Raw genomic sequence first — 23,420 nt, forward strand, 5'->3', positions numbered from 1 at the left:
TAAAAGGAAGACAAGGTTCACAAACGGGCAGTGACGAACTAAACGGTGTCAGGGATGGTGTGCATGGTTGCCTCTCGGATCGTTATTGTTGTCGAGACTTATCGTTATCAGGTGCAGCGGTGGATCAGCTCAATTCAAAGAGATGGGCGTCGTCGGTACTCCAGTCAAAGCCGGTCATCTGGCCGGGTCGCAGTTGTTTGAAAAGGGCGTTGTTGGGCACTTTCACAATCAGCGCTTGCTGGTTGCTCAGGCGCAGATGCACCCGCAGGTGGTCGCCGAGGTAAACGGTATCGGTCACCGTGGCCTGCCAGGGCATGCTTGCCATGGGGCCGAGGCGAATGTTCTCCGGGCGGATCACCAGCTCAACCCGCTCAGGACGCCGGCCCTTGAGCGCTTTTGTAGAGCCGATGACCTGCAGGCCGTTTTCCAGGATCACTTCACAGGTCTGCTCATCGCGAGGCCGGGCGGCGCCGATCAGCACGTTGTTCTCGCCAATGAAATTCGCGACATAGGCGTTTTCCGGGTGCTCGTACAGCGCCGTCGGCGAGCCGATCTGGGCGATGTCGCCCTGATGAAACACCGCCACCCGATCCGACATCGTCAGCGCTTCGCTCTGGTCGTGGGTTACGTAGACGATGGTCACCCCCAGGGATTTGTGCAGTTGCTTGATCTCGTACTGCATGTGCTCGCGCAGGTTTTTGTCCAGTGCGCCCAGCGGCTCGTCCATCAGAATGATTTCCGGTTCGAAGACCATCGCCCTTGCCAGAGCGACACGCTGCTGCTGACCACCGGAAAGCTCGGTGATGCGGCGCTGCTGCATGCCATGCAACTGCACCATGTCGATGGCGCGCTTGACCTTGGCCTGTAAGTCCGGGCGATTCAGACCCCGCATTTTCAGCGGGTAGGCCAGGTTTTCCTCGACACTCATGTGGGGGAACAGCGCGTAATTCTGAAACACCATGCCCATGCCCCGCTGATGGGCCGGTTTTTTCTGGATCGGCGTGCCACCCATGAGAATCTCGCCCCGTGTCGGGGTCTCGAAACCGGCGAGCATCATCAGCGTCGTGGTCTTGCCGGAGCCCGAGGCGCCCAGCAGGGTCAGGAATTCGCCCCGGCTGATGCCGAGATTCAGATCCTTGATAACCAGCGATTTGCCGTCATAGCTTTTCTGAACGCCGTTGAACTCGATCAAGGGCAAGGTGGTTTGAGGGACAGCGGCCTTGGCGTTCATCACAGTGACAACCCGTTGGCCAAGGCGACGACATCCAGCGCGCGCGTCAGCCGGGCGACCAGCTCGGCGATCTCGTCGGCGGTGATGATGAACGGCGGCGCGAGGGCGATGGAGTCCCCCATGTTGCGCACGATCAGGCCTTGTTCCCGGGCTGCCCGCTCGACTTGCGCGCCAATGCCGATGTGAGCCGGAAAGGACGCACGGGTCGTTTTATCCGCGACCAGTTCCAGCCCGGCGACCAGGCCGATGCCGCGCAGCTCGCCGATCAGTGGGTGCGCCAGCAAGGGTTCCAGTCGTTGGTGCAGCAGGTGGCCCAGCTCCTCGGTGTGTTGCGGCAAGTGCATTTCCTGGTAAATGGTCAGGGTTTCCAGCGCGACGGCGGCCGCCACGGGATGACCCGAATAGGTGAAGCCGTGACCGAAACCGCCGAGTTGCTGGCTCTGCTCCTCGATGGCCTGATAGACATTTCCCGCCACCATTACGCAGGAGATGGGTTGATAACCCGATGACAGACTCTTGGCGCAGGCCATCATGTCGGGTGCAAAGCCCAGGGTCTGATGACCGAACCAGCGACCGGTGCGACCAAACCCGCAAATGATTTCGTCGGCCAGGAACAGAATGTCGTGCTTCTTCAGCAGCGCCTGAACGCCTGCGAAGTAGCCCGAAGGAGGGACGATCACGCCACCGGCGCCCATCACCGGTTCCGAGATGAACGCGGCGATGGTGTCGGCGCCTTCCGCTTCGATGCGCGCTTCCAGCTCCCGCAACAGGCGCTCGGTGAACTGCGTTTCGCTTTCCCCCTCGATGCCGTAGCGATAGAAATGTGGGCATTGCACATGCAAGACGCTGTTTTCCAGCGGCAAGCCGAACGCCGCGTGCATGTTGGGCAACCCCGACAGGCTGGCGCCCATCACCGTCGAACCGTGAAAACCTTTCTGGTGGGCAATCACCTTGCGCTTGCTGCCCTTGCCGCGCGCCCGATGGTACGCCCAGGCGAGTTTGATCATCGAATCGTTGGCTTCCGAACCCGAACAGGCGAAGAAAATCTTCGGCTGTTCGAACGGCACCAGGCTGGCAATGCGTTCGGCCAGCTGTGCGACCACATTTGGCACCCGGTGGTTGAAGGTGTGGTAATAGGGCAGCACGGCCATCTGGCGCTGCGCCGCTTCCACCAGCCGAGGGTTGGAAAACCCAAGCCCCGCGCACCACAAGCCCGACATCCCTTCGATGTAATCGCGGCCGTGTTCATCGGTCACATAAATCCCTGACCCATGCTCGATGACCAATGGGCCCTGTTGCTGATGCGCCCGCAGATTGGTCTGCGAATGCAGGTGGAAGCGCACGTCCGTGCGGGCCAGTTCGGTTAAGGGAAGGGTGGTTTCCTGCATCATGAAAAGCCTCGTTGAGCGTTACTGATCACTTATAACTTATATGATTGACACTGAAATTGACGTCGCGCAAGCCCTCGTCGAGAAAAAATAAAAACGCCAATCGGTGGTTGATTCTACAAAATATAACTTATAAGTTGTAAGAAGAAGGCCGCATCAGGCCTCGATCAACCCACTCAGGAGTGCCCTCATGCCCGCTGAAAATCGTGCGGTTCGTGATCCCGTAACGCCGTTGACGCCCGAGCACATCGCTCGTCTGAAAGAGCGCGCACTGTTCGTGCGCCTTGAGACGGTGCGGCTGATTTCCATCGCCAAGGTTGGCCACTACACCTCGGTGTTTTCGTGTGCCGAGATTTTCTCCGCGCTGTACTACGACGCCATGCGCTTGAAACGCGGCGAGCCCAAGTGGCCGGGACGCGACCGGTTTCTGATGGGCAAGGGCCACGCTGCCGTCGGCCTCTACCCGCTGTTGGCCGACTGGGATTTCTTCGACAAGGCCTGGCTGGATGACTACACGCGCCTCGGCAGCCCACTGGGCGATCACCCTGACATGCGCAAGGTGCCGGGGGTGGATTTCAGTTCGGGGTCCATCGGCCACGCGTTATCGGGCGGCCTGGGCATGGCGCTGGGCGGGCGTTTGCGGGGCAATGCATTCGACGTCTACGTGCTGCTGGGTGATGGCGAGATGCAAGAGGGACAGGTCTGGGAAGCCGCATTGGCGGCTGCGCATCACAAGACCGGCAACCTGATCGCCATCGTCGATCGCAACGGCTATCAGCTCGACGGCAAGGTCGATGATGTCGTGGGCATCGAACCGCTGGCAGACAAATGGCGGGCGTTCGGCTGGGACGTCCGGGAAGTGGACGGCCATGACGTGGCCGCTGTGGCGACGTTATTCCGCGAGTTGAAGGCCGAGCCTGCGCGGGAACGTCCGGTCTGCGTGATCGCCCTGACCGCCAAGGGCAAGGGTGTGGAATACATGGAAACCGAGCCTGGCTGGCACCTCGGCTGGCTCGCGCCGGAAGACGAGTTGCTCGCCATCGAAGAAATCAAAGCCAATGGAGGTGTTCAATGAGTGCGCCAGTCAACCCGAAAAGCTGGCAGTACCGCCAACTGAACGCGATCAATCCGGGGCTCGATTATTTATCGGAAGGGCTGCTTGATCTGGTTGCCGACGGCCATCCCATCGCTGTCGGGACGGCCGACCTGCAATACTCCAACGGCCTGAACCGCTTCGCCGAGAAACACCCGGATCTGTTTATCCAGTTTGGTATCGCCGAGCAGAACATGGTCAGCGCCGCAGCCGGTATCGCCACCACCGGGACCATGCCGTTCGTGGCGACCTTCGCGTCATTCCTGGCGTTGTTGTGCTGTGAGCAGATCCGCATGGACGTGGCGTATTCGGCGTTGCCGGTGCGTCTGATCGGCCATCACACCGGCATCAGCCTCGGCTTTTATGGCACCTCGCATCACGCGACTGAAGACATCGCGATCATGCGCAGCATCGCCGATCTCACGGTGGTTGCTCCGGCAGACGGCCCGCAGCTCGCAGCCGCGATTCGCGCCTCGATTCACCATCCGCAGCCGATTTATTTCCGCATCGGTCGAGGTCAGGAACCGTCTGTTTATCCTGACGACGTCACCTTTGAGTTTGGCAAAGCCATCGTGCATTCCGTAGGCCGCGACGTGACGCTGATTGCCACCGGCAGCATGCTGCACCCGACCCTGGAAGCCGCCAAAGCACTGACCGAAAGCGGTCTTGCGGTCGGCGTGATCGACATGCACACCCTCAAGCCCATCGACCGCGAGGCGATTCTGAACGCTGCCGCCGCAACGAATCTGTTGATCACCGTGGAAGAGCACAACGTGCTCGGCGGACTGGGGGGCGCTGTGGCCGAAGTGCTGGCCGATGAGGGCGCCGGGGTTCGATTGGTTCGCCATGGCATCCATGACGAGTACAGCCTTATTGCGCCGCCGACCCATCTCTACCGGCATTACCGGCTGGACGCGCCAGGCATCGAAGCGGTGACCCGCGAGGCCTTGGCCAACGTTTCAGGCAAGGAGCAGCGGCATGTCGGCTAATCAAGCGTGGTATGCCCGTGCCGAAAAAGTGCTGCCCGGTGGTCATCTGAGTCCCAGCCGCAAGCTTGGACAACCCTATGCGTTCGTGCGCGCAGAAGGCGCCTACCTGTTCGACGCCGACGGTCATCGCCACACAGACTTTCATTGCGGATTCGGCGCCCATGTCCTGGGGCACGGGCATCCGGCAATCCGTGATCGGGTCTTCGAAGTCGCGCAGCGCATGGACCTGATGGGCGCAGGGATCACCGACCTGGAAGTCGAAGTGGCGGAGACGCTGGTCGGTCACATTCCCTGCGCCGAGCAGATTGCGTTTTGCAACAGCGGCTCGGAGGCGACCTATCACGCGCTACGCCTCGCGCGAGCGGCCACGGGACGCAAACGGATCATCAAGTTTCAAGGCGGATACCACGGCTGGCACGATTACGTCGCCATGAACGGCCAGACCGCCAGAGACAGGATCGGTCAGTTCGATCCGATGTCCGATGGCATTCTCCACGCCGCCGCCGAATACACGGCTGTCCTTCCGTACAACGATGCCGAAGCGGTCGAGCGATACCTCAAGGCTCATCCGGGGGAGGTGGCGGCCATTATCGTCGAGCCCATCGCTCACAACATGGGGGCGGTGGCGGCGACGGACGCTTTTCTTAAAGACCTGCGCAGCCTGACACGCGACCATGACGTCGTGCTGATCTTCGATGAAGTGATCACCGGTTTCAGGCACGCGCTGGGCGGCTATCAGTCGATCGTTGGGGTGACACCGGATTTGGCCACGTTCGGCAAGGCGGCTTCGTCGGGCTATCCCGTGGGGTTCATTGCCGGGAAGCGTGAGTTGATGCACTTGATCGGTTTGACCGGTCCCAAGGGCGTCTTCATGGGCGGCACCTGCAATGGCACCCCTTCAACGCTGGCGGCGGTGCAGGCCACCCTCGAAGAACTGGCGCGCCCCGGGACGTACGAGAAGCTGTTCGCCTTGGGTGATTACATGCGCGCACAGCTGGACATCATCGTGCAACGCCTGGGCATTCCGGCACAAAGCGCCGGTTATGGTTCGGCCTGGCTGCTGTACTTTTTCGAGGGGCCGTACCGGCAGTACACCGATCTGCTGCGCAACGATGACGCGCGCGACATGGCCTTTCGTCAGCGCCTGATCGAGAAACGGCATATCTTCCAGCCGATGCAACTCAAGCGACTGTACCTGTCGACCGCGCACACACGGGAGATACTGGATGAGTCCCTTGGCGTGATTGAGGATGTGTTGAAAACGCTGGTCTAGCCGCTCATGTCGCGATGCGCCGAAGACGGCATTGCAGCCGCCTTTGGCGTTGGGCACCCATCGGCACCTCAGTGCCTATATGTTATAAGTGGCGCCTTATCGCGTATGGGTGTGCAAGCCGTCGTGCCGCCATCCGGGACCGAAACCATCAGGAGCTCACTGTGCAGATTCAACCCTTGGAACAAGGCAACCTGTCCGCTCGGGCGTATTTTTCGATTCGTGAAGGACTGATCGCTGGAAACTTCAAGCCGGGGGAGCGGTTGGTCATGCAGGACCTCGCAGAACGACTGGGAACCAGCGTCACGCCTGTGCGCGAAGCTTGTCTTCGGCTGGTCAGCGAACGCGGTCTGGAACTCCGCTCGGGCCGGTTTGCAACGGTGCCGGCATTGACCCGTGCGCGGTATCTGGAGGTTCGGACCATCCGCATGGCGCTGGAAGGGCTGGCCGCCGAAATGGCCACGCACAACGTGACTGAAGCCGACCTGGCCAGGCTTCTGGCGCTTCACAACTTGTTCGAAGAAGCGGATCGAAACAACGACGGCCTGGCGGCGATGCACCACAACCGAGAGTTTCACTTCACGCTCTACAGGCTGTCGGGCATGGACATGCTCACCGCTCAGATCGAGGGCTTGTGGGTTTCCATGGGGCCGATCCTGAATCTGTTCTATACCTTCGGCCACAACTCTTACATCGGGGCCGATGAGCACATGGTGCTGATGGATGCGTTGCGCGATAAAAAACCCGCCAAGGCCCGCAAGGCCATTGCTGATGACATCCTGCGCGGCGGTGTCAGCATTCTGAAATTCATTGATGAAACCGAGGAGAAACTGGCCTGATCAGGGCCTCTCCAGAGGCCCTGACCGCGCTGCAATGCTCATCGCAGCCGGTCCGCGGATCAGGTTTCCAGCGCGCTACGCAGGAAACCCGGCCCTCCCGTTTCAGTGCTGACTGACCACAACCGTGGGGTCAGCATCTCCGGCCTGGCTGTTACTGACGTTACGTCCCAGCACCAGCACCGTCGCCAGGCCGCAGCCCACCAACGCCGTCGCCAGGCTCATCAACACCGAGCTGCCCAGTTGGTCGACGATCTGCCCGCCGAAGAACGAACCCAGCGCAATGATCACCTGGAACATCGCGACGAACAGCGGCATGCCGCGTTCGACATCTTTGGGGGCCACGACAAACATCCAGATACTGGCGCAGGCCGGGAAGGCGCCGAAGGCAAAGCCCCAGAGCGCGATCAGCATGGCAGCGCCCGTCAGGCCGGTGGCGAAGTATGGGAACAACGCGGTGCTGACGCCAATCAGCACCGCGACCAGCATCAGCGTGTGGCGCACGCTGCGGTTGGCAGCGAAACCGGCAAAGATGTTACCCATGACCCCGGCGATGCCATAGAGCAACAGCAGCGAACCAATGGTCGGGCCGTCGAAACCGGCGCTGTGTTTGAAGAAGGGCGCGACGTAGGTGTAGGCGGCGAAGTGCGCCAGGCCGATCAGCAGGACCGCGATCAGTCCAACCCTCGCCTGTGGGTTGATGAACAGGGCCGGGAGGTCACTGATGCGAATGGCTTTGTCCGGATTGAGTCTCGGCAGCAGGAAAAGCTGCGCCAGCAATACCGGGACGCCCAGCAGCGCGGTCACCAGAAAGGTCATTCGCCAGCCCATCAGTTCGCTCAGCCAGGTGCCGACCGGCACGCCCAGCACCGTGGCCAGGGTCACGCCCACCATAATGATCGACGTCGCTTGCGCCACGCCTACGCCTTTGGGGGCCAGACGGCCGCTCAGGGCAATCGCCGTGGCCCAGAACCCGCCGATGCTGACGCCCAGAAGCACGCGACCGAACAGCAGCAGACTGAAGTCGCTGGCATAGGCCACGACCGAGTTGGCGATGATCATGATCAGCGTCAGGCCGATCAGCAGGTAACGACGGTCCATGGCGCCAATGCCCACCGACAACAACGGCGCGGCGAGGGCGGCCATGATGCCGGGCAGGGTCACCATCAGGCCGGCGTGGCCCGCACTGATGCCCAGGTCGCGCGCAACGTCGTTGAGCACGCCGACCGGAAGAAACTCGCTGGTGACCAGGGCGAAGGCGCCGACGGCGACCGAGAGAATCGCCAGCCACTGCTGTTTGACGCTCTGTTGATTGTGTTCGGGCGGGGTATGACTGGCGCTTGGCATGGTTTCGAATTCCAAGGAAGAGTGTCGCCTCAAGGAGGCGCAGGAGCGGGGGAAAAGAGGAGGGGATTGTAGGAGTCAGCTTTCGAGCGCCAACAGGCGAGCGGTTCGATAGTAATCATCAGTAAGATTGATAAGACCCCTCGAAACGCCCTGAATAGAGCCTCTCGCGTGTGCTGTCGGCAGGCCTGCCCCAAGAGAGGGTGCTCAACACTGATCGCCAATGGCCGCCTCCGGGTCGTGAAAAAAACGACGGCCCGTCGCCTGTCACACAGGCAAACGGGCCGTTCGCAGGGGAGCATCAGCCGCGATTAATGCTGCAAATCGCTCGGCAGGTAGGATTTGTCCATGATGGCGGCCCAGTCCACCGTGCCTTTGAGTTCGCCGTTGAGTCTAAGGCCGTCGGCCATGCGCTCCAGTTCGACCGTGTTGAAATCACCCTCGCTCCACATGTGGGGCGCGATCATGTTGTCCACGGCTTCCTTGGCGATGGCCGGCTCCAGCTTGAAGCTCTTGGCCAGGATGTTGGCAGCCTGCTGCGGGTTGTCGTAGATGGCTTTGACGCCCAGTCGGCGGCCTTCGATGATTGCTCGCAGTTTGTCGGGGTGAGCCTTGGCAAATTCGCGGGTGGTGATGCCCACAGAGGTCGTCATCGGCGGCAGCAAGTCGCTGGACTTGTAGAGCGTGGTGTACTGATCTTTGCGCAAGATCGACAGAGGCTCGATCTGCACGGCCGCGTCCACGGCTTTCTGATCCAGCAACGTCAGGCCGTTCACGTAGCCGCCGGAGGCCACTCGGGTCACTGTGTCCGCGTCGATGCCCTTGGCTTTGAGCGACATCAGCAGCAGCATTTCCGAGACACCCTTGGGCGAGGTGATCGCGACTTTTTTCCCTTCCAGTTGAGCGATGTCCTTCACCGGAGAACCCTTGAGGGTCACGACCGAAGATTCGGCCACCGAGCGGGTGCCGATGTTGACGATGACCAAATCAAGCCCCTGACGCTGGGCGGCGAGCGCTGCGGCCACGGCCACTTCACCGTAGGGCGTATCGCTTGCCAGAATATTGCGCACGGTGGTGCCCCCACCGCCCGATCCCAGAATGCCAGTGATATCGATACCAGCCTTCTTGAACAACCCGGTCTCCATCGCCACGGCGTAAGGCAGGCCATAAAGGCTTGTTCCCCATTGAGTCACCGAAATCTCGTCGGCGTGCGCAGACGTGGCGATCAGCGACAACATCGCCAGGCCGGCTGCGGCGAACTTGCGGGTCGAGTGCAAAAGGGCTTGCTGTGCAGTCATTCTTGAAACTCCTATTGGCTTCAGGGTGCATGGGGCATGGCAAGAGGGGGCGAGGCGTCGTTATTATTAGTTTCTGTACGCTATTAACTGCGGGCAGCAAAATGCAGGCCAAGGGTATTTTCTGAAACAGGCTTTTTGCAGTCTCAGGCATTAACACGCTGATAAACATGAACTTATGGTGTTTTCAGTGTCTTTCGCCCAAACGGCTGCGTGCCGCGTTGAATCAGTGTGTACGTTGCTTTTTGCCGGCCGTTGCGCGCACCTCCCGCTGAGCGGAAGACGGGTGAGTTCGTCCCGTTTTAGTGCGATTGTACGAACGGCAGCACTAAGCTGGAGCGAGTAGCGTACACATTGCAATCGATTAACTTTCTGTTTTATGGCGCTAGTTTTTCTCGTGCTCATTTATCGGCTTTAAAATCAGATTTAATCTTGCAGAAATCCTTATAAATCATTTGTTTAATTGAATGTTATCGTTACTTTAATGCGAGTTTTTATTTCTTGGCAGCGATCTTGCTGTGTCCTTCATATGTAGCGTATGCATTATAAGTTGAGCGCTTTCAGCCTTGGCGGGCTCAGGGCTTACCAGCGAATCTGGAGGAGTGAAGCATGACCTTTGCATTGAAGGGTGGGGCGGTTGAACCGTTAAGGGCGGCCCCGGAATCTCGCACGGCGCACGTCACTCTGAGTCATGTGACTCGCTCGTTCAAAAAGGCGGGTACGCGTGAACTGTTTGCGGCGCTCGGGCCCATCGACCTGACGCTGAACAAAGGTGAGTTCTTCTCCGTTGTCGGCCCTTCCGGGTGCGGCAAATCCACATTGATGGACGTCCTGTCCGGCCTTGCGCGACCGACGTCGGGCGAGGTGATGTTCGAAGGCAAGGTCATTTCCAGCGTGCCAGACGGCGTGGGCGTGGTGTTTCAGGAAGATGCGTCGTTTCCCTGGCTGAACGTGCGCGACAACATCGCTTTCGGCCTGCGTCGCAGCGGCGTCGATGGCCCGGAGGTGGAGCGTCGGGTGGCCTACGCATTGGGGTTCATGGGCCTGCGGGATTTTGCGACTGCCTACCCTGCGCAACTTTCCGGAGGCATGCGCCAGCGGGTGTGCATCGCCCGTACGTTGGTCATGCAGCCGCGCCTGATTCTGATGGACGAACCCTTCGGTGCGCTGGACCAACAGACGCGCTTGTTGATGGGAGACGAACTGCTGCGGTTGTGGCGCGAAACGTCCGCCACTGTGTTGCTGATCACCCACGCGCTGGACGAAGCCGCGATGCTCTCGGATCGCGTCGGCGTGATGTCCTCACGGCCAGGGCTGTTCATTGACATGGTGGACACCGGCTGGGATCGCGACCGCGACAGCCGCGTGGTGTCCACGCCACGCTTCGGCGAGATCAATTCCCGTCTCTGGGAGAAGTTGCGCGTGGAAACCATGAAGGTCATGGGCACCCAGCACTGATCCGGTCGGGCCATCTAGCGAGGACGTCGAGTTGAATATCGAAAGCGTGCTGCGATCTGCATTGGTCGCAAGCTTCATCGGGTTGATCGAGCTGCTCTGCCGGACGCACATCATCCCTCAAAGCGTGTTGATTCCACCCTCGCAAATGCTCACGCATCTGTTGGCACTGGTGTCGTCGGGGCATTACGGCGCCGACATTCTGTTCAGTTTCACCAACATTCTGGTGTCGGCATTCATCGCGGTCATCAGCGGGTTCTTCATTGGCCTTGCGGTGCATTCGATGCCGCGTTTTCGGGCGGCCCTGGAACCGTTGCTGGCGAGCTATTACGCCGTCCCGACGTTCATTTTCTACCCCGTATTCATCGTGGTTTTCGGTGTCGGTCACGGCTCGATCATCGCCATCGCGGTGCTGCTGGCCATCGTCGCCATGATCACCGCCACGCTGACCGGGCTTGATCGTATCCCCAAGGTCTTGCGCAAGAGCGCTGCGGTCATGCGCATGTCCAGGCTTGAGACGGCGTACCGCATCGAGCTGCCCGCCGCGCTGCCGTACCTGTTCGGCGGGGTGAAACTGGCGGTGGCCTACGCCTTCATTGGCGTCATTGCCTCCGAGTTCATCCTCTCAGGCGCCGGGATCGGCTACGCCATTGCCTTTGCCTACAACAATTTCGAGAGCGACAGCATGTACGCCCTCATGTTGCTGGTGCTGATCAGTGTCACGCTGATCAACGCGCTGCTCAATTTCATGGACCGTCGCCTGCAAGCGCGTCGTCAACGGTGAATACCATGCAAAGAATGGTTCCGACGTTTTTACTGGTCATGGCCCTGATTGCCGCCTGGCAGGCGTTGCACCTCATGATTGGGGCCGGCGCGCTGACCTCGCCCTGGATGACGCTCACACACCTGATTTCAATGATGGGCACGGCCGAGCTGTGGGCCAACGTGGGGGCGACCGCCAAGGCGTTCGCCTACGCCATGAGCCTGGCGTTGATCGGCGGCATCGTGCTGGGCGTGTTACTGGGCATCAACCGCCTCGCCGGTGCGGTCGCCGAACCGATTCTGCTGAATCTGTACGCGATCCCCAAAGTGACGCTCTACCCGCTGGTCTTGCTGTGTTTCGGCCTGGGGCTTTCGTCGAAAGTGGCGTTCGGCGTCATGCACGGGCTGATTCCGATTCTGTTGTTCACCATGAACGCCATTCGCCAGATGCGACCGGTGTACCTGCGCACCGCCGGGACCCTGCGCCTGAGCCCCCTCCAATCGCTGTTCCACGTTCTGCTGCCCGCGATCCTGCCGGAAATCGTGGCCGGCGTACGGCTGGGTTTTGCGCTGACGTTGCTGGGGGTGCTGATCGGCGAAATGTTCGCTTCTCAACGGGGGCTGGGCTACCTGGCGGTCAACGCGATGGGGCTGGGGGATATCCCGACCATCATGGCCGTCGCGTTGTTGCTCACCGTCATCGCCGTCACCTGCAACAGCCTGATGCTGATGCTCGACAAAAAATTGCAGCACCGATAACCGACCTTCACCGAACTGTATCCACACATAGGGGTAACCACGATGTATGACGTATTCCAGACTGACCGCCTGATCGACCTTTGGCTGGCCGAAGACATCGGTTATTGCGACCTGACCGCTCAAGTGATGATCGAAGCGGATGAGGTGGGCGCTTTCTACATGAACGCTCGCGAGACGCTGATCGTCTCCGGCATCGATATCGCCGCACGGGTGTTCAAGCGTTACGACCCAACGCTGGAGGTGATCGTGCGGGTGAAGGACGGTCAGAAAATCGAAGCCGGTACGGTGATGATCGATGTCCGTGGCAACGCGCGCAGCGTTCTGACCGCCGAACGGACGGCGCTGAATATCGTGCAGCGCATGTCGGGGATCGCCAACGAGACCGCCAAATACGTGGCCGCCGTTGCTGGCAGCCGTGCACGCCTGATCGACACCCGCAAAACCACGCCCGGCCTGCGCATGCTTGAAAAGCACGCGGTGACGTGCGGTGGCGGCCTTAACCATCGCCTGGGCCTGGACAACGGCGTGATGATCAAAGACAACCACATTGCGGTGTGCGGCGGCATCACCCAGGCGGTACAGCGCGCGCGTCGCCAGTTGCCCGTGCTGACCAAGCTCGAAGTCGAATGCGACAGCCTCACCCAAGTGGCCGAAGCGCTGGAGGCCAATGTCGACGTGATCATGCTCGACAACATGAGCGTGGCGGACATGGCCGAGGCGGTGAACATGGTCAATGGGCGCACCAAACTGGAAGCGTCCGGCGGCATCAACCTGTCGACCATCGGCGCGATTTCCAAGACCGGTGTCGACTACATCTCGACCAGCAAGCTCAATCAGGCCGCGGTGTGTGTAGACATCGGCCTGGACGAGGCGGAGTAAGTCACATGGCGCAGGGCATCTTCTTCTTTGTCGTCGGCCCCAGCGGTGCCGGTAAGGATTCGTTGATCGAAGGCGCCCGCGCCCAACTCGGTGACACCGGTCGATACGTGTTCGCCCGCCGCACGATCACGCGCCCCTCGGGCGCACCGGGCGAGGACCACATCGGCGTCACCGAGGCTCAATTCTCGGCGTCCGTGAGTGCAGGGGCGTTTCTGGTCACCTGGGACGCTCATGGACTGTCATACGGTTTGTCTGCTGATTTGCTGACAGCGTTGGGCGAGGGCTGCAACGTCATCGCCAACGGCTCACGCAAAATGATTCGTCAACTGGCCGGGCTGGTGCCCAGGCTCGTAGTGGTGGAAGTCACGGCGTCGATCGACGTGCTGGCGGCGCGCATTCTCGCCCGTGGCCGGGAAAATGCCCTGGAGGCGGGCGCGCGGGTGATGCGTCAGGTCGAGCCGTTGCCCGTGGACATCGAAACGATCCGTGTCAACAACGACGGCGCACTTGAACAGGGGGTCAGCGCGTTCGTTCATGCGTTGGCGAACGCCTCTCAACGGGTACGTCTGCGCCGTGTACCGATCTCGACGGGCCTGGAACGGGTGGCTTACTTGCCCCTTCACAGCGCCGTGCTGTCGGTCGGCGATTATTTGGGCGGCTCGAAAGTCGACCTCCTGGCCGACACCGCATCATTGAGCGTACAGATTCAAGGGCTGGACGCGCCGGGGTTGCTGGCGGCGGACGAAATCGGGTTGAGCGAGGAAGCGTTCGCCCATTGGCGGGTTGCCGAGGGCGCCGAGATCGCCTTGCGCCGCACGCCATCACCGGCCAGTCGTCAGGCCCTGATTCAGAAGGTTCAGGGGCAAGAGCTGGGCGAACCCGAGTATGAAATGCTGCTGCGCGACATCATCGAAGGGCGTTACACGGATGGCGAAATCAGTGCGTTTCTGGTCAGCGCCACACGCAGCCTGTCCGACGCCGAGGTCGTCGCGCTGGCCAGGGTGCGCAGCCGCTTCTCCCCGACGATGACGTGGGACCGTCCGATCGTGGTCGACAAGCACTCGATGGGTGGGGTCCCCGGCAGCCGCATCACCTTGCTGGTGGTACCCATCGTCGCGGCTCACGGCCTGGCGATGCCCAAAACGTCGTCCCGGGCGATCACGTCTGCGGCGGGCACGGCTGACGCCATGGAGTCCGTGGCGCGTGTGGACCTGGACATCGCCGACGTGCAGCGTTGTGTCGCTGAGGCGGGGGCGTGCATTGCCTGGAATGGGCGACTCAATCACTCACGGGTGGACGATGTGATGAACGCCATCACCCGGCCGTTGGGGCTTGATTCCAATCGATGGTCGGTGGCGTCGATCCTGTCGAAAAAGCTCACCGCTGGCTCGACCCATGTGGTGGTCGATCTGCCGTACGGCCCGCGCACCAAACTCAAGACGCAGGAGCAGGCCAGGGAACTGGGCGATTTGTTCGAGCGGGTTGGGGCCGGGCTGGGTCTGACCGTGGTGGCTTTTGCCACAGACGGAAGCCGGCCTATCGGTCGCGGCATCGGGCCTTCGCTGGAAGTGCGCGACGTGCGGGCGGTGCTGGCCAACGATCCTGAGGCAGCGCAGGACTTGCGCGATAAAGCGCTTTTTTTCGCGGGACAGATTCTGGCGTGGGACCCGGCCATCGGCAGTGTGGAAGCCGGTCGTCGCCGCGCGGAGGAACTGCTGACCAATGGCGAGGCCAATGCGGCGTTTGAGCGGATCATCGACGCCCAGGGTCGGCGAACGCCCGTGTTGCCAGGTGCGCTGACCTTCGTGGTGTGTGCGAGCGCGGCAGGGGAGGTGAGTGCACTGGACGGCTGGCGCATTGGTGAGCTGGCCCGACGCGCCGGTGCGCCGGCCGATAAATCCGCTGGCATCGACCTTAAGGTCGGGCTGGGGGACCGGGTAATGGCGGGGCAGTGCCTGTATGTCATCCATGGCTCCAACAGCGCGGACCTTCAGTCTGCCAGCCTGTTGGCACAGATGAGCAACGGCGTAACCGTTACGCCAATCGCGTGATCCGGATGCACCGCCATCCGCGCCCAGAACAAACAGTGAGGTAGCGACATGCGTGAAGCGATCACGACCACCCAGCGCTGGGTCATCCACGTCGACAACCGGCTGATTGCGGCAACCGACGGCTTCAATCCGGATGCCATCGGCAGGCTGGCCGCTCAATCGATGGCCCTGCGTCACCGAGGGCTTGAAGTCGTTGTGGTCTCGACGCCTGGCGCGGGTGCCTCCACGGGCGTCGCGCTGCCCTTGCATCAAGCGCAGGCCCTGGCCGCGATCGATCAGATCAGGCTGACCCAGCTCTGGGCGCAGGCGCTGGCGCACGCGGGCGCTCAATCTGCGCAGATTCTGCTGACACAGGATGACCTGTCCCACCGCAAGCACTACCTCAACGCACGCAGCACGCTGCAAGTCTTGCTCGGGCAGGGCGTGATCCCGGTCGTCAGCGAGAACTGTGCCTTGGCCACCCACGGGATTCGCGCGGGAAACACCGACAGTCTGGGGGCGCTGGTGGTCAATCTGGTGCAGGCGGATGTGTACATTTTGCTGACCGAGCTGGAAGGCTTCCTGATTACGAGCCAGGGCCTTGAAACCGATGAGGCCACAGCGGTGATCGATGAAGCCGCTGCCGGGGATGCCTCGCTGGATCGCTACGCGCACGACATGACTGAACACTTCGGCGTCGATGTGCGCTCCTGGTTGCGCTCGGCGCGGCTGGCCGCCCGTTCAGGTGCCCACACGGTGATCGCCGATGGGCGCCAGGACGGCATTCTCGATGCCATCGCTGCGGGCGCATCGGTCGGCACGCTGCTGATCTCTGATACCCACCCGGCGGCGTCCCGAGGCCGCTGGCTGTCCAATCAACTGCCCATGCGCGGGACGCTGGAGATCATCGACGGCAGCGCATCGGCCACGACGGGCATCACCGCGTTGATGATCCTGCGCAGCGAAGGCGTGTTTCAGCGCGGCGACATGGTGGTGTGCCGAGGCGCCGACGGCGTTGAGTGGGCGCGGGGGCTGGTCAACTACAGCTCGCAGGAAATTCAAAAGCTGCGTGGCCAGTTCGTCGAAGCGTTTTCCCGGCAAATCGGTTATGTCGCCGAACCGGACATCATCAGTCGCGAAAATCTGGTGGTTGTAAAGGCGCCCTGATCGGACGCCTTTAGGCGGTTGCCCCTTACCTTGGCAGCCAGACGGCCTTGCTGCTGCCCAACGCGGGCGTGGTGCCCGACCACACGCATGGCGTCTCGGACATCTTCAGCACGGGGCCGAGTGTCTTCAGGTCCCCATAAACGGTGCCTTCATCCACCACCGCCAGCGGCTCGAATTCCTCGGGCGTGAGCTTGTTGGGCGCCCCGTGGAAGTGATCGATCAGGCCTTGGCGCTGAAGGAACATGGCTGACTGACACAACGAGACCTGCACCCGGTAGCTGCCGCCTTCACGTGCCCGTCTGGCCAAGGCCACCATCGCCCCGAACGTGGCGAGGAAACCGGTGAGGAAATCGCACATGAACACCGGGGTGAGTTTCGGTTGGCCGGCTTCAAGCGCTTCGCCTTGGGTGTGGCAAATCCCGGTCACTGCCTGGGCCACCTGATCCCAGCCAGCGCGGGAGGCGAAGGGGCCCCCGGAGCCGAAACAGTTGACCGTGACATGCACCAGCCCTGGCCGGCGCGCGATCAATTCGTCGGCCCCGAAGCCGTGTGCCGCCAGACGATGGGGCCGGTAGCCGTCGATGAACACGTCGCTCTCCTTGACCAACTCATACAGCCGCTCGGCCTCTTCTGCCTTGGCGATGTCCAGATAACAGCTGCGTTTGCCGTGGCTGGTGTCGCGAACGAAGGAGGGCACCTGCGGCAAATGCGGGGCGGTCACCATCAGCACGTCCGCGCCGTGTTCCGCCATGCCCAGTCCTGCGGTGGGCCCAGCGAGAATGCGCGTCAGGTCCAGCACGCGGACGCCTGACAGCGGCGCGGCGCCGGGGGGCAGCGGTTCGGGCGGACTGTCGTCGATGCGGGTGATTTCAACCACGGGACGACTGGCAAGGTAGGCGCCGTGAGGGTGTTCGAGCCATTCTTCGGGCGTCCTCACCATCCCCGCACAGGCGAAGGCGTCCGCGATGGCGTCTTCCAGCTTGTCCGCGTGCCACATTCCGACGCCGTCGCGAATCGACGCCACGCTGCTCTCGCACTGGATCACGTCCAGAATCCGCTGCTCCAGGTGCGCGAGGTTGGTGTGGGGCAACAGCCAGCGTCCGTCGTTGGCTTGCCAGGGTTGCGTCAGCGAAACCATGTGTTTCATTGCATCCGAATAGGGGATGGGCTGGTACACGCCGTGTTCGTCGCGACATTGGGTCATGTTGCCGCCGTACAGCGACGTCGCGGCGGCGGCCTTGACGTCGACGCTCACGGTCTGCCGGTAGCCGTTGCGCATCTCCCACAGATCGTTCGCCGCCACACCGCGCGCCGCCAGCGCGGCGGCTGCGGTTTCGCCGATGCGAAACGGCGAGGTGTACAACGGATCTGACCCGGTAATCCTTACTTCATCGGCGGCCAGCGCAGGGCCGTTGCGGATGTCCATCAGCTCCTTGAAACCGGTGCTGTTGAGGACGCTGTGCAGCTTTTTTTCACTCATGGGAATCAACCTGTGCTTTTCAGCCAAATGTCTTTTGAAGGGTGACGACTTCCTGTTTGCTCGACAGCGAAACAGCGACGCAGACCAGAAACGCCAGCGGCACGGTGACCAGCGCGGGAGGGTCGAGGGTGATGATCGGGCTGGCGAAGCCCAGCGCCTTGACCCACACCGAAGGGCCGAGCACGGTCAGCACCAGCGAGGACACCAGGCCCGCGCTTCCGCCCCAAACTGCGCCGCGAGCGGTCAGACGGTCCCAGTACATGGCCAGGATCAATACTGGAAATGTCGACGAGCACGAGATCGAAAACGCGAGGCTGATCATGTAGGCGATGTTCTGGTTCTTGAACACCAGCCCCAGGACGATGGCGAGGGCGCCCAGTCCCAGCACCGACAGTTTCATGATGCGCATTTCGTTCTTTTCGCTGTCGCTGTGTTTCGGGGCCAGGGCGCCGTACACGTCGTGGCTGATGGCCGACGCACCGGAAATGGTCAGTCCCGCGACCACGGCGAGAATCGTGGCGAACGCGACTGCCGACAGGAAGCCGAACAACGGCTCGCCACCCAAGGCATAGGCAAGGTGCAGCGCCGCCGTGTTGCCGCCGCCGATGAGGTTGCCCGCGGCATCGAGGAACGTGCCGTCTTTTCTCAGCAGGTACAGGGCGCCGAAGCCGAGGATGAAAATCATCGCGTAGAACGCATTCATCACCACGGTCGCCCACAGCACAGAGGTACGCGCAGCCATGGCATCCTTCACGGTGAAGAACCGCATCAACACGTGGGGCAGGCCCGCAGTGCCAAGCATCAGCGCGATCCCCAGAGAAATCCCGGACACCGGGCTGGTCGGCAAGCTATTGGGGACCAGAATGCCGAGGCCTTTGGGATGAACCCCGACCGCGTTTTCCAGCAATTCATGGAAGCTGAAGCCGACGCTGCGCAGTACCAGAAAGCTCATCAACAGGCAGGTCGAGATCATCAAGACCGCCTTGACGATTTGTACCCAAGTGGTCGCCATCATGCCGCCGAAGGCAACATACAACACCATGAGTAGCCCGACTAAAACAATGGCATACAGATAATCGATCCCAAATAACAGTTGAATGAGTTGCCCCGCGCCCACCATCTGCGCCACTAAGTAAAACAGCACGATACTGAGCGACGCGGTGGCGGAAAACACACGAATGGATTTGCCTTCCAGACGTGAACACACCACATCGACAAACGTATATTTACCCAGTCGGCGCATCTTGCCCGCCATCAGAAAGACCACGATCGGCAAACCGGTGGTATAGCCGATGGCATACACCAATCCGTCAAACCCCGAATTGAAGACCAGCGCCGTCAGCCCCAATAACGCACCTGCCGACACGGCGTCGCCCGCAATCGCCAAACCGTTCTGAAACCCCGAAATCTGCCCGCCCGCGTTATAGAAGTCGCTGGCGTTTCTGGTCCGTTTGGCCGCCCAGTAGGTAATGCCCAGAGTCAGGGCGATGACTGCCAGAAAGCAACTGATCGAAATGCTCGAAACGCCTCCACTGCCGGGGCCTTGAGCCATAGCCTGCAACGGCAATGCGGCCACGAACAACAGTAAGAATGCCTTAGACATGACGGTCCTCCTGGCGATTGGTGAGCTGTACGTAGAGGATCGTGAGGACGACGCCACAGAGAATGACCAACAGGCCAAAAATGAACGGGGTTGGAATGCCGTCGTTCAGCGTGGGCGGAACCGGCGATCGATGGAAGGCGCAATAAAGAACGAACGAAAAGAACACCGAAATCTGAATGAGGGCTAAATAAATACCCAACTTCAGATTTTCAGTGTCGGTTGTTTGAGTTGCCGCGTGATTTGACATTTCCGCCTCCGCACATGAATAACGTCTCTGACGTTCAGAGCATTTTTCCAGGGAGTGAGAAGTGCAGATGTCGCGCCAAGTGGGCCAGCGCACGGTGCGGGAGATATCAGCTATCGGTGGGGGTGATAGCGGCAAAAATAACAGCGATTAGAACAGCGGTTTTATAGCGGGAGATCGTGTCGATAAAGGGGTATAGGCCAGCGTTTATATGTCACGCGCACCAACGGATGGCAAGTTGCACCAAATAAAAGCGCCTTGACTGCTTTTCGCCGTTTGGCATCACATAAACAGCCGTTACAGGTTGGCGTGTCCGTTGCATGAGCCTCGCTAGCCCATTCGAGGAGCCTGCCATGGACTCTGCTGACCTTCAGTTTTTCGCCACCGTTGCCAAGGCCGGCAGTATCTCCAAGGCGGCCACGCACCTTGCGACCGTTCAGTCCAATGTGACGCAGCGCATACGTCGGCTGGAGGCCGAGCTGGGCATCCCGTTGTTCCACCGAAACGGCCGGGGCGTCACCCTGACCGCCGCCGGGGTTCAATTGCTGCCTTACGCCAACCAGATCGACCAGATGCTCGACGAGGCGCGCCGGGTCATCCTCGACGACGCCACGCCCACCGGTCAGCTGCGGATCGGCTCCATGGAAACCACGGCTGCGTTCCGGTTGCCGCCGCTGCTGGTGGATTACAGCGGGCATTTTCCCGCCGTCGACCTGTCGCTCAACACTGGCACCACACGCAGCCTGATCGACGACGTGCTCGAACGCCGAATGGACGTCGCCTTCGTTGCGGGGCCGGTCGAGCATGAAGACTTGATCACCGAACGGGTGCTGACCGAAGAATTGGTGATCGTGACGGCGCCCTGGGTGCGGCAGGTGCAGGACCGGCCCGCCTGGCTACCGACCGCTGCCAGCGCGAAGATCGCGATTTTCCGCAACGGCTGCGCCTACCGCGAGCGTCTGGAAGCGCAGCTCATTCAGCAGGGCGTGCACGCCATCCAGCGAATGGAACTCGGCACCCTCGATGGCATTCTTGGCTGTGTGCAGGCGGGCTTGGCGATCACGCTGCTGCCGCACGCCATCGTCGAAACGCTGGCAGCGGCGGGCAAGGTGTCGGTGCATCGGCTGAGCGATCAGCAAGGGGTGGTGGACACGGTGCTGATCCGCCGACGGGATGCCTACGTGACCACTGCACTGTCGAGCTTCATGGCCAAGGCCAGGGAACACGCAATCAGTGCCAACCTGACCGACGCATCCCGGCCTCTCCACTGAATAGACCGGGCGATGGCGGGCCTCAGGCACGAGGGGCGTTCGCAGGCCGCGCCAGCCCCAGATGTTCGCGCAGGGTGCGTCCGCTGTACTCCCGTCGAAACAGGCCCCGTCGCTGCAACTCGGGCACCACGCCGTTGACGAAATCGTCGAGGCTTTGAGGCAGGTAGGGCGGCATGATGTTGAAGCCGTCGCAGGCGCGTTCCGTGAACCACTGTTCGAGATCATCGGCCACTTCGCTGGCCGTGCCCGCCAGCACCCGATGGGAGCGACTGCCACCAAAGCGTTTGCCCAGTTGGCGCAGGGTCAGGCCTTCGCGTTGCGAGAGTTCCTGCACGAGTTTGAAGCGGCTCTGGTTGCCGCGTATCTCTTTCACCTCTGGCAACGGTTCGTCGAGTAGGTAGACCGAGAGGTCGTGGTTCATGCTGTCAGACAACAGCGCCAGCCCGGCGAGGGGGTGAACGTTGTCCTCCAGTTCGGCGAATCGGGCCTGCGCTTCGTCTTTGCTCTTGCCCACGAACGGCATCACGCCCGGCATGATTTTCAGCGAACCGGCCGCGCGCCCCTGCGCGAGCAGGCGCTGATTGACTGTCTCGTAAAACGCCTTGGCTTTTTGCAAATCGGGCTGCGCGGTGAAGATCACGTCGGCGACGCTCGCAGCGAAGTCCTGGCCGGTGTCCGAAGAGCCCGCCTGAATCAGCACCGGGTGACCCTGCGGCGAGCGCGGCACGTTGAGCGGGCCGCGTACGTTGAAGAATTCCCCCGCGTGATTGAGGTAATGCACCCGCTTGGGATGGGCAAACTCCCCCGTGACCTTGTCGTGGATGAAGGGGTCGTCTTCCCAGCTGTCCCACAGTTTGATCGCCAGTTCGACGAACTCCCGCGCACGCCGGTAGCGCAGTTCGTGTTCGAGGATCGGCTCGGCGCTGTGGTTCAGCGCTTCGCCGTCGTTGGTGGAGGTCACGATGTTCCAGCCGATGCGGCCTTCGCTGAGGTGATCCAGCGTGGCGAAGGTGCGTGCGAGGGTGAACGGGTGATTGAAGGTGGTCGAAGCTGTCGCCGCGAGGCCGATGTGCGACGTCGCGCCCGCCAGCAGGCCCAGCAACGCGACCGGGTCGAGGCGGGAACTGGTGAGGTAGCGCACGCTGGCGTCGAGGTTATCGCCGAAGCGGTCGGACAAGGCGAGACGGTCGGCGAAAAACAGGTAGTCGAACTTGCCGCGCTCAGCGGTCTGGGCCAAGGCCTTGAAGTAGGCCGGGCTGGTCAGATTGCCGGGTTGCGCGTCGGGCAGGCGCCAGGCGCTGGCGTGGTGGCCGATGCCCATGAGAAAGGCACCGAGGTGCAGTTGTCGGCTCATTGCGGGTGCTCCAGATCGACCACCGCGTCAGCGACGTGCACGGCCTTCGGCAGCAATTGGTTGCGATAGAACGCATCGGCCACCCGTTGCTGGGCATCAATCACCTGAGGGCTCAGCGGAAAATGCACGCCCCACGGCTGGCGGGCCAGCGACCGAATCCACACCGGCACGGGCACCTTGGTGTCGTCGCTCAACAGCTGCGCGACTTCCTGTTGATGGCTCTGAACGTAGTGCTCGGTGCTGTCCAGCTCGCGCAGCACGGTAGCGAGGGTTTCCGGGTAGCGTTTGGCAAAGGGGCGCGGTGCGATGTAGAAGCTGTATTGAATCGGCAGGCTGCGCGCCGTGATCAACGGACGGGCGCCACTCGACAGTTCGGTGTCGGCGAGGCGCGGGTCCGGCACCACCCACGCGGCCACGTCGCCCCGCTCGAACGCCGCCCGGCCTTCGCTGTAACCGAGATAGGCTTCTTCCACGTCACCGAGTTTCAGCTTGGCCTGCTCCAGCGCGGCGATCAGCAGGTATTGACCCGCAGACCCCTTGGCCACGGCAATCCGTTTGCCACGCAGATCCGCAAGCGACTGCGCGGTGGAGTCCTTCGGCACCAGAATCGCGTAATTGTCCTGATAGGGTTCGCTGTAGCCGACGTACGTCACATCAGGCCCGGCGCCCGCCTGGGCGAAAACGGGCGGGGTCGCGCCCACGAAGCCGATGTCGATGTCGCCACTGTTGATGCCTTCGACCAGCGGCGGCCCGAACGCGAACTCTTGCCACACCACTTTGACGCCGTGAGGCGCGAGGGCTTTTTCCAGCGTCCCGCGATTTTTCAGGACCACCAGGCTGTTGCCTTTCTGGTAGCCGACGCGAACGGTTTGCGGATACTCGACGGCGGCCTGGGCAATGCTCGCCCACACACCTGCCACCTGAAAGGCCGCTACCCACACGGCTGTTTTGAAAGGGATGTGCATGGTTC

Annotated in this window: 20 protein-coding genes; 11 read left to right on the top strand and 9 right to left on the bottom strand. The window is 61.5% G+C overall.

The window, feature by feature from the left end; all coding sequences use genetic code 11:
- Positions 1 to 124 precede the first annotated feature (124 nt).
- Together ACIQAL_RS04940 and ACIQAL_RS04945 are read right to left on the bottom strand one after the other, a co-directional pair.
- Entirely contained in the window at positions 125 to 1,231 is a 1,107-nt protein-coding gene (locus ACIQAL_RS04940; protein WP_401143084.1) for an ABC transporter ATP-binding protein, read from the bottom strand.
- Positions 1,231 to 2,622: an aminotransferase gene (locus tag ACIQAL_RS04945; protein ID WP_401143086.1), complete on the bottom strand. Its 1,392-nt coding sequence runs from the start codon at positions 2,620 to 2,622 to the stop codon at positions 1,231 to 1,233. The genes ACIQAL_RS04940 and ACIQAL_RS04945 overlap by 1 nt, the downstream gene beginning before the upstream one ends.
- A 187-nt stretch (positions 2,623 to 2,809) precedes the next feature.
- Between ACIQAL_RS04945 and ACIQAL_RS04950 the strand changes: the two genes are divergently transcribed.
- The 4 genes from ACIQAL_RS04950 (at position 2,810) to ACIQAL_RS04965 (ending at position 6,810) form a co-directional block, all read left to right on the top strand.
- A complete protein-coding gene (locus ACIQAL_RS04950) occupies positions 2,810 to 3,694 on the top strand; it encodes a transketolase (RefSeq protein WP_401143088.1) in 885 nt (294 codons plus the stop codon).
- Positions 3,691 to 4,701 carry a transketolase family protein gene (locus tag ACIQAL_RS04955; protein WP_401143090.1) on the top strand — a complete coding sequence of 337 codons (1,011 nt, stop codon included), beginning with the start codon at positions 3,691 to 3,693 and terminating at the stop codon, positions 4,699 to 4,701. Before ACIQAL_RS04950 ends, ACIQAL_RS04955 begins: the two co-directional genes overlap by 4 nt.
- The gene (locus tag ACIQAL_RS04960; RefSeq protein WP_401143092.1) at positions 4,691 to 5,974 is read left to right on the top strand and encodes an aspartate aminotransferase family protein; all 1,284 of its coding nucleotides are present in this window, start codon (positions 4,691 to 4,693) and stop codon (positions 5,972 to 5,974) included. Before ACIQAL_RS04955 ends, ACIQAL_RS04960 begins: the two co-directional genes overlap by 11 nt.
- 161 nt (positions 5,975 to 6,135) lie before the next feature.
- On the top strand, positions 6,136 to 6,810 hold the full coding sequence (locus ACIQAL_RS04965; RefSeq protein WP_341958447.1) for a GntR family transcriptional regulator: 675 nt from the start codon (positions 6,136 to 6,138) through the stop codon (positions 6,808 to 6,810).
- A 102-nt stretch (positions 6,811 to 6,912) separates the two neighbouring features.
- Here ACIQAL_RS04965 and ACIQAL_RS04970 read toward each other — a convergent pair whose 3' ends face one another.
- Together ACIQAL_RS04970 and ACIQAL_RS04975 are read right to left on the bottom strand one after the other, a co-directional pair.
- Entirely contained in the window at positions 6,913 to 8,154 is a 1,242-nt protein-coding gene (locus tag ACIQAL_RS04970) for an MFS transporter (RefSeq protein ID WP_401143095.1), read from the bottom strand.
- Positions 8,155 to 8,462: 308 nt separating this feature from the next.
- The gene (locus tag ACIQAL_RS04975) at positions 8,463 to 9,449 is read right to left on the bottom strand and encodes an ABC transporter substrate-binding protein (protein ID WP_401143098.1); all 987 of its coding nucleotides are present in this window, start codon (positions 9,447 to 9,449) and stop codon (positions 8,463 to 8,465) included.
- A 606-nt stretch (positions 9,450 to 10,055) separates the two neighbouring features.
- On the opposite strand from ACIQAL_RS04975, the gene ACIQAL_RS04980 reads away from it, so the two are divergent.
- Genes ACIQAL_RS04980 through proB form a run of 6 tightly spaced genes read left to right on the top strand, consistent with a single transcriptional unit; the run spans position 10,056 to position 16,498 of the window.
- Entirely contained in the window at positions 10,056 to 10,904 is an 849-nt protein-coding gene (locus ACIQAL_RS04980) for an ABC transporter ATP-binding protein (protein ID WP_401143100.1), read from the top strand.
- A gap of 31 nt (positions 10,905 to 10,935) precedes the next feature.
- A complete protein-coding gene (locus tag ACIQAL_RS04985) occupies positions 10,936 to 11,685 on the top strand; it encodes an ABC transporter permease (RefSeq protein WP_401143101.1) in 750 nt (249 codons plus the stop codon).
- Between the two features lie 5 nt (positions 11,686 to 11,690).
- Positions 11,691 to 12,422: an ABC transporter permease gene (locus tag ACIQAL_RS04990; RefSeq protein WP_401143104.1), complete on the top strand. Its 732-nt coding sequence runs from the start codon at positions 11,691 to 11,693 to the stop codon at positions 12,420 to 12,422.
- A 42-nt stretch (positions 12,423 to 12,464) separates the two neighbouring features.
- The gene (gene nadC, locus ACIQAL_RS04995) at positions 12,465 to 13,301 is read left to right on the top strand and encodes a carboxylating nicotinate-nucleotide diphosphorylase (RefSeq protein WP_401143107.1); all 837 of its coding nucleotides are present in this window, start codon (positions 12,465 to 12,467) and stop codon (positions 13,299 to 13,301) included.
- A 5-nt stretch (positions 13,302 to 13,306) separates the two neighbouring features.
- Entirely contained in the window at positions 13,307 to 15,352 is a 2,046-nt protein-coding gene (gene phnN / locus ACIQAL_RS05000) for a phosphonate metabolism protein/1,5-bisphosphokinase (PRPP-forming) PhnN (protein WP_401143110.1), read from the top strand.
- 48 nt (positions 15,353 to 15,400) lie between these two features.
- Positions 15,401 to 16,498, top strand: coding sequence for a glutamate 5-kinase (gene proB / locus ACIQAL_RS05005; protein ID WP_401143112.1), 1,098 nt, complete (start codon positions 15,401 to 15,403; stop codon positions 16,496 to 16,498).
- A gap of 25 nt (positions 16,499 to 16,523) precedes the next feature.
- Here proB and ACIQAL_RS05010 read toward each other — a convergent pair whose 3' ends face one another.
- From ACIQAL_RS05010 to ACIQAL_RS05020, 3 genes are read right to left on the bottom strand one after another with little or no spacing between them, the layout of a single operon-like run.
- The gene (locus tag ACIQAL_RS05010; protein WP_401143115.1) at positions 16,524 to 17,978 is read right to left on the bottom strand and encodes a CoA transferase; all 1,455 of its coding nucleotides are present in this window, start codon (positions 17,976 to 17,978) and stop codon (positions 16,524 to 16,526) included.
- 19 nt (positions 17,979 to 17,997) lie between these two features.
- A complete protein-coding gene (locus ACIQAL_RS05015) occupies positions 17,998 to 19,581 on the bottom strand; it encodes a sodium/solute symporter (protein WP_401143118.1) in 1,584 nt (527 codons plus the stop codon).
- Entirely contained in the window at positions 19,574 to 19,828 is a 255-nt protein-coding gene (locus ACIQAL_RS05020) for a DUF485 domain-containing protein (RefSeq protein WP_401143121.1), read from the bottom strand. Before ACIQAL_RS05020 ends, ACIQAL_RS05015 begins: the two co-directional genes overlap by 8 nt.
- Positions 19,829 to 20,178: 350 nt before the next feature.
- Here ACIQAL_RS05020 and ACIQAL_RS05025 point away from each other — a divergent pair, with 350 nt between their 5' ends.
- A complete protein-coding gene (locus ACIQAL_RS05025) occupies positions 20,179 to 21,096 on the top strand; it encodes a LysR family transcriptional regulator (RefSeq protein WP_401143124.1) in 918 nt (305 codons plus the stop codon).
- Positions 21,097 to 21,118: 22 nt separating this feature from the next.
- Here ACIQAL_RS05025 and ACIQAL_RS05030 read toward each other — a convergent pair whose 3' ends face one another.
- Both ACIQAL_RS05030 and ACIQAL_RS05035 read right to left on the bottom strand, forming a co-directional pair.
- Entirely contained in the window at positions 21,119 to 22,450 is a 1,332-nt protein-coding gene (locus ACIQAL_RS05030; protein WP_401143127.1) for an LLM class flavin-dependent oxidoreductase, read from the bottom strand.
- Positions 22,447 to 23,415, bottom strand: coding sequence for an aliphatic sulfonate ABC transporter substrate-binding protein (locus ACIQAL_RS05035; RefSeq protein WP_401143130.1), 969 nt, complete (start codon positions 23,413 to 23,415; stop codon positions 22,447 to 22,449). Before ACIQAL_RS05035 ends, ACIQAL_RS05030 begins: the two co-directional genes overlap by 4 nt.
- Positions 23,416 to 23,420: the final 5 nt, after the last annotated feature.

Source organism: Pseudomonas sp. NPDC088368 (genome assembly GCF_044753445.1).
Taxonomy (GTDB): Bacteria; Pseudomonadota; Gammaproteobacteria; order Pseudomonadales; family Pseudomonadaceae; genus Aquipseudomonas; species Aquipseudomonas bambusae.